10 protein-coding genes and 1 tRNA gene are annotated in these 10,014 nt (G+C 61.8%); 5 read left to right on the top strand and 6 right to left on the bottom strand.

The genetic code is table 11. The annotated features are described in order from the left end of the window. From R6U20_RS04560 to R6U20_RS04540, 5 genes are all read left to right on the top strand, one after another. Positions 1 to 242 (top strand): hypothetical protein (locus R6U20_RS04560; RefSeq protein ID WP_410336685.1); only part of this gene is annotated, 242 nt, incomplete at its 5' end. Between the two features lie 290 nt (positions 243 to 532). Beyond that, positions 533 to 1,591 carry a DHH family phosphoesterase gene (locus R6U20_RS04555; protein ID WP_410336684.1) on the top strand — a complete coding sequence of 353 codons (1,059 nt, stop codon included), beginning with the start codon at positions 533 to 535 and terminating at the stop codon, positions 1,589 to 1,591. 102 nt (positions 1,592 to 1,693) lie between these two features. Further along, complete coding sequence (locus R6U20_RS04550) at positions 1,694 to 3,202, top strand: leucyl aminopeptidase family protein (RefSeq protein WP_410336683.1); 1,509 nt, start codon at positions 1,694 to 1,696, stop codon at positions 3,200 to 3,202. A gap of 187 nt (positions 3,203 to 3,389) precedes the next feature. After that, positions 3,390 to 4,460: a 4-hydroxythreonine-4-phosphate dehydrogenase PdxA gene (pdxA, locus tag R6U20_RS04545; RefSeq protein ID WP_410336682.1), complete on the top strand. Its 1,071-nt coding sequence runs from the start codon at positions 3,390 to 3,392 to the stop codon at positions 4,458 to 4,460. 57 nt (positions 4,461 to 4,517) lie between these two features. Beyond that, positions 4,518 to 5,201: a cell division ATP-binding protein FtsE gene (locus tag R6U20_RS04540; RefSeq protein WP_410336681.1), complete on the top strand. Its 684-nt coding sequence runs from the start codon at positions 4,518 to 4,520 to the stop codon at positions 5,199 to 5,201. Between the two features lie 179 nt (positions 5,202 to 5,380). Here R6U20_RS04540 and serS read toward each other — a convergent pair whose 3' ends face one another. The 6 genes from serS to R6U20_RS04510 all read right to left on the bottom strand — a co-directional run bounded on the left by serS (position 5,381) and on the right by R6U20_RS04510 (position 9,909). Next, positions 5,381 to 6,658 (bottom strand): serine--tRNA ligase, encoded by a 1,278-nt coding sequence (serS, locus tag R6U20_RS04535; protein ID WP_410336680.1) that lies wholly within the window; start codon positions 6,656 to 6,658, stop codon positions 5,381 to 5,383. A 143-nt stretch (positions 6,659 to 6,801) separates the two neighbouring features. Beyond that, complete coding sequence (gene rfbD / locus R6U20_RS04530; protein WP_410336679.1) at positions 6,802 to 7,725, bottom strand: dTDP-4-dehydrorhamnose reductase; 924 nt, start codon at positions 7,723 to 7,725, stop codon at positions 6,802 to 6,804. A gap of 59 nt (positions 7,726 to 7,784) precedes the next feature. Then, entirely contained in the window at positions 7,785 to 8,252 is a 468-nt protein-coding gene (locus tag R6U20_RS04525; RefSeq protein ID WP_410336678.1) for an RNA polymerase subunit sigma-54, read from the bottom strand. Between the two features lie 15 nt (positions 8,253 to 8,267). Further along, on the bottom strand, positions 8,268 to 8,810 hold the full coding sequence (locus R6U20_RS04520) for an acyl-CoA thioesterase (protein WP_410336677.1): 543 nt from the start codon (positions 8,808 to 8,810) through the stop codon (positions 8,268 to 8,270). A 281-nt stretch (positions 8,811 to 9,091) separates the two neighbouring features. After that, a tRNA-Ser gene (locus R6U20_RS04515) sits at positions 9,092 to 9,180 on the bottom strand. A gap of 111 nt (positions 9,181 to 9,291) precedes the next feature. Further along, positions 9,292 to 9,909, bottom strand: coding sequence for a DUF3320 domain-containing protein (locus tag R6U20_RS04510; RefSeq protein ID WP_410336676.1), 618 nt, complete (start codon positions 9,907 to 9,909; stop codon positions 9,292 to 9,294). Positions 9,910 to 10,014: the final 105 nt, after the last annotated feature.

Below are 10,014 nucleotides of genomic sequence, written 5' to 3'. Positions count from 1 at the left end.
CCCAGCAGCCCATCGATGCCATGGCAATGGTGTTAATGTACCACCAGGCATTTCATCTTACAAACAACAAAGAGTACCTGAATAAATTATACACTTCATTTTTATGGTTTCTGGGCGAAAACGATTTGCGCATGAGCCTTTATGATTTCGAGACCAAAGGGTGCTGCCCCACTCCGTCCGCCGCATTGCGGTGGTGCGTCCCCCAGAACACCGAATGTACTTCGTCAGTCGGCCTCATGTGAGGATGGGTGGTGTGAGGATGGGTGGTTTCTCGCGTTCATACGTTCGCCCACCCCTCCATCCCTCCATCCCTCCATCCCTCCATCCCTCCATCACCGCAGCATGCGGCGTTGGTATACCGCCGAGATCATATCCAGATGTTGACCAGATGCCGAAGCGACCGGGTAGGGCGTCCTTTTGCTGGTGCAGTAGTTCCACTTTTTACGTAGGTGTCTGTGGATGAACCCACGCGCACGGCTTGCGTACAGAAACCGCTATTCGCATTCCCCGACGGCTGCCGCTTTTTGGCTTCATGGACGATACACTCGCGCTGCTGCGCTCGCACGACCGATTCCTGCTCACCTCGCACCTGCGCCCCGATGGCGATGCCCTTGGCTCGGAGCTTGCGCTGGCGGGAGCGCTACGCCAGTGGGGGAAGACCGTCGACATTATCAACGCCGACGAAGCGCCCTACAACCTCGACTGGATGCCGGGCATAGAGCACATTCAGCAGTTCGACAGTTCAATTGCGCAGCACGAAGCCATTGCCGAGGCCGACCTCATCATCGTGCTCGACACCAACGACGAGGAGCGCCTCGGGCGCATCGGCGGCACGCTGCGCAAGGCCGAAGCCCCTGTGCTCCTGATCGACCATCATACCGAGCCCGAGCAGTGGTTCGACCATATGCTGGTGCGCGATACCGCCTCGGCTACCGGCGAGCTCGTCTACGAGCTTATCGACGGCATCGACCCCAGCGCCATCAACGAGGAGGTGGCCACCGCGCTCTATACCGCCATCATGACCGATACGGGCTCGTTTCGCTACAGCAGCGTTACGCCGCGTCTGCACCGCATCATTGCCGATGTGCTCGACCGCGGTGGCATCGACCCGGCTCCGATCCATGCGCAGATCTACGACCGCCGCTCCATGGCGGGCCTGCGCCTGCTCGGACGCATGCTGAATCGCATCCGCATCAAGTTCAACGGCCAACTCGCTTACTCCGTTGTTACGCAGCGCATGGTGAACGACACCGGCGCCAGTTGGGACGACAAGAAGGGCTTTGTGAACTATGTGCTTTCGATTGATGGAGTGCACGCAGCCGTTTTGTTCTCGGAGGTGAGCGACGGCGCCAAAATTAGCTTCCGTTCCGAGTCCGATACGCACGTCGATGAGTGGGCGCGTTCGTTTGGCGGCGGAGGGCATCGCAACGCATCGGGCGCTTATGTGAAGGGCGCCTCGTTCGACGACGTCATTGCCGATGTGATCGCCGCCGCCCCGCGCTTTATCGACTTCGATTTTGAGGACAATGGGCCGCTCTCTGACGAGGATGCCTCCCGCATCGCTGAACTGATGAAATCGCCCACCCGGTAGCATCCGGTAGCGCTGCATCCTGCGCACGGTGGCGTTGGGGCTGCATCGTCCTACGCGTTGCGCCGCCCGCGCCCTGTATCCCCGAACTCAACCACTACGTTCATGACTGTTACTGCTACCTCGGCATCGCCCGCTTCACTTTCTGTGGATGCATGGGTTGTCCCGCTGGCGCGGCCTGTTGCCAGTGCCGATGAAGAAGCGCTCACGAACACACTCGGAGCCTCGTTCGCCCAAGCGCTGCGAGTCCTGGGCGATGAACACGGCGATACCGTAGTCATCTACCCCGAAGCTCCCGAGGCCGAGCGCATCATCTTCGTGAACTGCGGTGCCATTGATGAAGTTGATGCCGAGTCGTTGCGCCGCGCCGCCGCATCCACCGCCGAAACCCTACGCGACGCTCACGCCACCGATGTGGGACTGGTGATGCCTACGCTGCCGATCGAAGCCCGAACAGCCACACAGGCACTGGTGGAGGGCCTTGTGCTGGCGCACTACCGCTATACCGCCTACAAAACCGATCGGGATGACGTAGCGCCGGTGCTTAATGCTCTGCATGTGGCCTACCGTCCCGACCACGATGAAGCCGCTGTAGAAGACGGGGCAGCACGAGGCCAGCACGTGGCCGCGGCCACATGCTCGGCCCGCGACCTTGTCAACCGCTCGCCCCACGAAAAAACGGCACGCCACCTGGCCGCTGCCATCAAAGACTCCGGGCATGCCCATGGCTACACGGTGGAGACGTGGAATCGGGATCGGATCGAAGACGAAGGCATGGGGGGGCTGCTTGCGGTGAACCGTGGCAGTGTAGAGCCGCCTACCTTTAGCGTGCTGGAGTGGGCCCCCGACCAGGCCGTAAACGACCGTCCGGTGGTGCTTGTCGGCAAAGGCGTCGTGTTCGATACAGGAGGCCTTTCGCTCAAGCCGACGAAAGACTCGATGGACTTCATGAAGGCGGATATGGGCGGGGCTGCGGCGGTGATGGGCACGTTCGAAGCCGTAGCTTCCCTGAACCTGCCCGTGCACCTTATCGGGCTGGTGCCGGCCACCGATAACCGTCCGGGGCAGCACGCGTACGTACCCGGCGAGGTTGTAACCATGCACAGCGGGGCCACCGTTGAGGTCATGAATACCGATGCCGAAGGGCGCATGCTGCTGGCCGATGCCCTTTCGTATGCGCGCCGCTACACCCCAGCGTTGGTCGTCGACCTGGCGACGCTCACGGGGGCAGCCGTTACTGCACTGGGGCACTATGCCTCGGCCGTTATGACCAGCAACACGCCCGACGCCGCCGAGCGTCTGTATGCGTTGCAGCGCGCTGGCGAGCGCACGGGCGACCGCGTGCATCCGCTTCCACTCTACGACGACTACAACGAGCAACTCAAGAGCGATATTGCCGACCTTACCAATGTGGGCGGACGTCCGGCAGGGGCCATTACCGCCGGTAAGTTTCTGGAGCATTTTGTAGATTACCCGTGGATGCACATAGACATTGCCAGTACGGCGTTCTTAAGTAGTGCCCAGCCGTATCGCCCCAAAGGCGGCACCGGTGCCGGTGTGCGTCTGCTGACCGACTACCTTGAACGCTACGCCGATGCTCAGTCCATTGCGTAACGCGCTCTGTGTACCCCCGATCTGACAGCCGCTATGTGCCAAACAGCTATGTGCCAAACGGTGCCCTTTTAAATAGAAGCGGTGTTTGCCAACACGCTTTCCTTGAGCGCCTGCCCTGAGCTCCTGATGCTTGGGCCGCGCTCTATATCGCCTCACTTACTTGTGTCATTGATTCTGCGTTTGCATCATGGCCATCCAGCGCCCCACGTACCAGCGTCCCGATCCGTCTGTTACGGGTAGCACCCGCACGCGGGTTGTCATCACCTTGGGCGACCCGAACGGCATTGGTCCCGAGGTGCTGCTCAAGTCGCTGCACGACCCGCACCTGGCGCCCTCCATTGCCCCCATTGTAGTGGGCTCGGCACACGTGTTGCGTCAGCACGCCGACGTGCTTGGCTACTCGGATCTCACCATACACGCCGTAGACACGCCCCCGAGCACACTCCCGGACGATGGGGTCGTTGTGTGGGATGTAACGGGTGGCGAGACGCACGACGTGCAGTTTGGACAAATTACCGCCCAAGGGGGGGCGCTGGCCATGCAGGCAGTGGAAGCGGCGGTAGATGCCTGCCTCGATGGCACGGCCGATGCAATGGTTACTGCACCAATCTCAAAAGACGCCATTGCCCAAGCGGGATACACCGTGCCGGGGCATACCGAGTTTATTGCGCAACGCACGAACAGTCCGCGTCCCATGATGATGATGGTCGCCGGACAGCTACGCGTTGGCCTCGTAACGGCACACATTCCGATCGCCAAGGTGGCCGACGCCATCACCGAAGCTGTTATTCGCACCAAGCTGGAGGTGCTAAGTGAAGCGCTTCAGCGCGACTTTGGCATTGCCCAGCCGCATATTGCGGTGCTGGGGCTGAACCCGCATGCTGGCGACGGGGGCGTGCTTGGTCTCGAAGAGGAAACGATTATTGCGCCTGCGCTGGAGCAGGCCCGCGCCGATGGGTTGCAGGTGAGCGGGCCTATTCCTGCTGATGGTTACTTTGCCACCCAGCTCAACAGCGGCTACGACGCGGTGCTGGCTATGTACCACGACCAGGGGCTCGTCCCGTTCAAGGCACTTGCATTTGATCGGGGCGTCAACTTTACAGCGGGACTGCCCATCGTGCGCACCTCGCCCGATCATGGTACGGCATATGGCATTGCAGGCAAGGGCATGGCGCTGCCAGGAAGCATGGAAAGTGCGCTGCAGGTAGCGGCTTTTACGGCGCAACACCGCCAATCGAGTGCCCCCGCCATGCAGTAGCGCCAGCAGTTCGAAGCGCATCCCAGGGTTGATTTCTCGCTTGCTTCCCTACGTGGCATGATACACTTCCGCAACGTTACGGCCTCGTACACCGCGCCCAACGGCGAGCAACGTATCGTCGTCGAAGACGTCTCGTTTGATGTTGGGCGCGCCGAAATGACCTACCTGATCGGGCCCACCGGAAGCGGGAAAAGCACGCTCCTTCGCATGCTCTACATGGACCACTTTCCCGACAAGGGCACCACCCAGGTGGGCGAGTACCGATCCGACAAGATCAGCGATGCCGAGATTCCGTACTTGCGCCGCGAGGTCGGTGTCGTCTTTCAAGACTTTCAACTGCTGCCCGACCGCAGTGCCTTTGACAACGTCGCGTTTGCGCTCTATGCCACCGGGAAACGCAAGAAAGAAGTACGGAAGCGCACCATCAAAGCACTCACGCGGGTAGGGCTCAACCACAAGCGCACGCAGTTCCCCCACGAGCTTTCAGGCGGCGAGCAGCAGCGTGTTGTCATTGCGCGTGCCATTGCCAACGACCCCTGGGTCCTCCTGGCCGACGAGCCCACCGGCAATCTCGACCCTGCTGTGGCATCTGACATCCAGGGGCTGCTTGTGGACCTGCATCGCCAGGGCATGACGCTACTCATGGCGACCCACGACTACCGGCTGGTGCGTGAGTATCCCGCACGTACCCTCGCTATCATGAATCGCCAGGTGGTCGAGGTGGACCCCGACACCTTATAGTGCTGTGTCACAGATGACTGTTTAGGTCGTTTGCGAGCACGGAATCCCTCCCCCTAAATCCCCCTCCTCTGAGGGGGACTTCATGAGAGCGTCCTATGGTTCCTTCCTCCCCGGGGAGGAAGGCTAGGATGGAGGGGAAAATACGCATCGAACCCCAATCATTCAGGTGTGACACGACACTACCCAATCGTCTCAAACCGCGTGTACGGATGTAGCACCTCGGGCAGCACAACGGTGCCGTCTTCGGTCTGGTACTGCTCAATGAGCGCGGCGATTATGCGGGGAAGCGCCAGCGCGCTGCCGTTGAGCGTGTGCACGAGTTCGGGCTTGGCCTCGGGTTCGGGGCGATACCGAATCTGCATGCGGCGCGCCTGGAACGCCTCAAAGTTCGAGACGGACGACACCTCCAGCCAGCGCTCCTGCCCGGCGCTCCACACCTCCAGGTCGTACTTCTTCGCCTGCGTAAAGCCCATGTCGCCGGTGCACATGAGCAGGCGGCGGTACGGCAGCCCCAGTGCCTGTAAGAGCGACTCGGCATCGGCGCACATCGCCTCCAGCGCACGGTAGCTCTCCTCGGGCGTCACGAACTGCACCAGTTCCACCTTGTCGAACTGATGCATGCGGTTGAGGCCGCGCACATGCGCGCCGTACGAGCCCGCTTCGCGCCGAAAGCACGGCGTGTACGCGCAGTACATGCGCGGCAGGTCGTCGGCATCGAAGATTTCGTCGCGGTGCATGTTGGTGACGGGCACCTCGGCGGTCGGGATGGGGAAGAAGCCCTCACGCGGAATCTCGTACATCAGGTCTTCCTTGTCGGGGAGTTGCCCCGTGCCGCGCGCGCTGTCTTCGTTGATGAAAAGCGGCGGCTGGACTTCCGTGTATCCGTTCTCGTAGGCCTGATCCAGAAAGAACTGAATCAGCGCCCGTTGCAGACGTGCGCCCTTGCCAGTGTAGATCGGAAATCCGGCGCCGGTCACCTTCGCTCCGCGCTCAAAGTCGACGAGTCCCAGCGCCTCGATCAGCTCCCAGTGTGGCTGCGGGTCGAAGTCGAACGTCGGTTTCTCGCCGACCTCTTCTTCCACCTCGTTGTCGTCTTCGGAGGCGCCCACCGGCACGCTCCGATGCGGGATGTTTGGCAACTGAAGCAGCATCTGCTGCGTGAGGGCCTTCTTTTCGCGGACTTCCTCTTCCAGCTCGCTGATCTTTTCCTTAAGCGCGCTGGTCTCTTCGATGTGCTCTTGCGCCTCGTCCTTCTTCCCCTCGCGCATCAGTGCGCCGATCTGCTTCGAGATGCGATTGGAGCGCGCCTGCGCCTCTTGCAGTTCCGTGATGAGCGTGCGCCGCTCGTCGTCGACTTCCAGCAGCGCGTCGACCTGCTCGGGACGGTCTTCGCCTTTGGCGCGCATCGCTTCGCGCACGCGGTTCGGGTGTTCACGGACAGCTTCAAGGTCAAGCATAAAAGCTACGGGTTCAGGTTAACATGCATACGAATACAGGCGGATGCGCTGCGTATCTGCAAGAACGCAAGCACGTCTCGAAAAGGCAGGGATGCGGTGTTAATATAGCACGAACCTGCGGAGGCGAAGGCCCGGTGCTCCACTCACGAATCTGACGCAACGCCCAGCGTGGTCCCCACCGCCCGTAGGCCCTCGCGCAGCGGTGTGGGATGGTAGCCCAGTTCGGTTTCGGCTTTCAGGATGATGAACCCGGTGCGCGGCGGACGCGGCACGGCGTCTTCGAAATAGTCGCTGGTTACGGGGGTGATGAGGTCCGGGTCGGCATCGCACACATCGGCTACGGTGGTAGCAAGGTCGTAGATCGAGACAAGTTCGCGTCCGGAGATGTGGTACACGCCGGTCTTTTCGTAGTGAAGCATCCGCTCAATGCCGCGGGCCAGGTCGTTCACGTAGGTGGGCGTGCGCCACTGGTCGGTCACGATATGCACGCGCTCGCCTGCTTCCAGCTTCTGCATCAGCCACGTCACGATGGTGCCGCGCCTCAGATCGGTGCCGGTGCCGTACACCAGCACCGTGCGCACAATGGCCCAGTTGGCCAGCCCCGAGGCACGCACGGCATTCTCACCCGCAAGTTTTGAGCGTCCGTAGTAATTGACGGGATTCGGGCGAGCGTCTTCGGCATAGGGCCCGTCTTCGCCGTCGAACACGAAGTCGGTAGAGACCTGCACCAGGCGCGTGCCGTGGCGGCGGCAGGCCTCGGCCAGATGCTGCACGGCGGTGGCGTTGGTGGCCCAGCAGTCGTCTTTGGCCTCGGCACAGCCGTCTACATCGGTCATAGCGGCGCAGTTGACAAGGACGTTGGGCGTGAAGTCTTCGAAGAGCGCTGCGATGTCGTCGGGCTGGGTGATGTCGAGCGGGGCGTAGCCACACGAGCCGGTGTCAAAGCGGGGCGTGTCGTCGCGGGCGGTGGCGAGCACGTCGTACTCGGGGAGTTGGCTCAGGCGCCGGGTAAGCGCCTGCCCAAGAAGACCGTTGGCGCCTGTGATGAGTACGCGGTTATAGAGCATATTTCCGGCGCAGAGGCAGTCGGACAAACAAGGCGAAGCTGCGGCGAGGCAGCAGACGATCAGAACCGTAGGTAGTAGCGGAGGCCTACGCTTCCCCCTATACGTACGTCGGGCGCAGGCAATCCCTCGGCGCGGGGGCTGGCGTGCAGGTACACCTCAATGCGCTCGGTGTAGAAGTTAAGTCCGACGCGCGCACCAACCCCGGTTACCACGCGCGATCGGGTGTCGAGGCTGCGCAGCCCCAGAAACAGGCTCGGGCCCCAGAACATCCAGAGGGCAGATTCGGGAAGCGGGTGCTCGCGCAGCAGGTGCGCGTGGGCCACGGTCTGGTCGCGAAAGTTGGTGCCCAGGCTAAACACGCCGGCCCAGGGCGCGCGACCGTACGTTTTGGCGGTGAACCCACCGGGCTGCCCTGCCTGTGCGCCAATGCCAACGGAGCCGGGGGCGCGCTGGGCGTAGACGGGTGCATGCAGCACACCGCCTACGAGGCTGCCTACGAGAAGCACAATGCAGAGCAGGTTGCGCATGGGGATGCAGAAGGCTTACTCGCTGTCGCGGGCGGTACGCACGGCCTCAACCATGTCGTCTTGCAGGTGGTTGGCCTCGTCGAGCGAGAGGCGCCCGGCCAGCACCAGGCGCACGTCGCGGCGCTTGCCAGCGGCTTTGAAGCGCCTCTCTTGCTGGGCGGTTTCGGGCACGACCTGCGGCACTTCAATCGGATGGCCGTCTTCGCTGAGGGCCACGAACGTGTAGAAGGCGCGGTTGCACTTGCGGCGCGTGGCATCGCGCGGGTTTTCGGCCCACACGTTGAGCTCCACCTCCATGGACGTGCGAAAGGCGCGGTTTACCTGGCTCTCAACCACAACGACGTTGCCCTCGCGAATGGGCCGCTGGAACTCGACGTTATCGACCGAGGCGGTGACGCACACGCGCCGGGCGTGGCGCTGGGCCGAAATGGCGGCGCATTTGTCCATGAGATGCAGCAGCCGCCCGCCCATCATGTTGCCCAGCCCGTTGGTGTCGTTGGGCAGCACAATCTCGGTCATGGTGCAGCGCGAAGCGGCGACGGTGTGTTCGGTTGACATAGGAATGGGGAAGCCGGAAGAAACAGGCGGATGCACAAGTAACGATACGAACCCGGCGCGGCGATGTCTCTCGAAAGCCTGGCGAACCAGAGGGTGTGCTGTGTTTTTTACGGAGTCGGTGCGCCTTCCAATTGACATGTGCGATGGGCAGGCATAACGTTTCAGAGCCTGTGCCCCCACACTGCCCATGCCGAGATGCACATCGCATCCACGAAAACGCCTCCTTCCGTCGGCAGACAGAAGGAGGCGTCGGCATGTGCGATTGTACCCGTAGTTAACAGCGGTGGGGGAGGGATTCGAACCCCCGGTACCCGTGAGGGTACTCCGGTTTTCGAGACCGGTGCGTTCAACCAGGCTCCGCCACCCCACCGGGGCGTTGCAGATGTGCTGTACCTACCCCCATGCTCCACGTTCCGCCCGCCTGCCTCAAATTATGGTGAACGAAGGACGCTATTCAGCTGGGGAGGCACGCTACGTGGGCTCACTCCGGCACCACCAGGTGATTATTTTCCCGGACAAGCGCTCCGTCTTCCAGCATGGATGCGATGGCTTCGTCTACGTGCGTACGAATCTTCGAGCCGACGCGTCCGAAGCCGAGCGTGCGGCCGGTCTGCTGCACGAGTTCATCGCGGCCTACGCCAAACGATGCTTTCGCGATGCGGCGGGCGGCCTCCTGAATCTCGGACGGCGGGATGTACGCAATGTCCCGCTCGCGCCGTTCAAGCGCACTTCGGTCGCGCACGGGCACGTCGTCTTGGGTGGGCGCGGTAAGCACATCGCCGGTGCGCTCGATACGTCCCGCCTGCTCGGCATGGTCGATGGCTGCGTGTAGGGCGTCTTTGATGCGTGCGCCCATGCGGCTGGCGCCCGAGGCGTCGACGATGCGGCGCATCACCATGTGCTGATGCACCGGACTCTCACGCTCCACTACCGTGCAAATCCACTCGACTCGCGTGGTGCGATCTATTGCCGAGAGGTTGCTCGTAGAGGGTAGGGTCAGTTCCGCTTTTTCGTAGGGCACAGCCTCGACCGGATTGGCTGCAATCGGTTCTTCCGCTTCGCGCTTGATCGCCGGCTCATATTCTTTCAAAATTGACATTTTCTTTTGCTGTAAATCTGCTATATTGCCTTCTCCCATTTCTTTCTGCGGAATTTCGATCTTCGTGAGCACGTAAACCTTTGTCAACTTGATTTGTAATGCGCA

This window comes from Longimonas sp. (assembly GCF_046498435.1).
GTDB lineage: Bacteria > Bacteroidota > Rhodothermia > Rhodothermales > Salinibacteraceae > Longimonas.
This window is presented reverse-complemented; position numbering and strand designations above follow the sequence as displayed.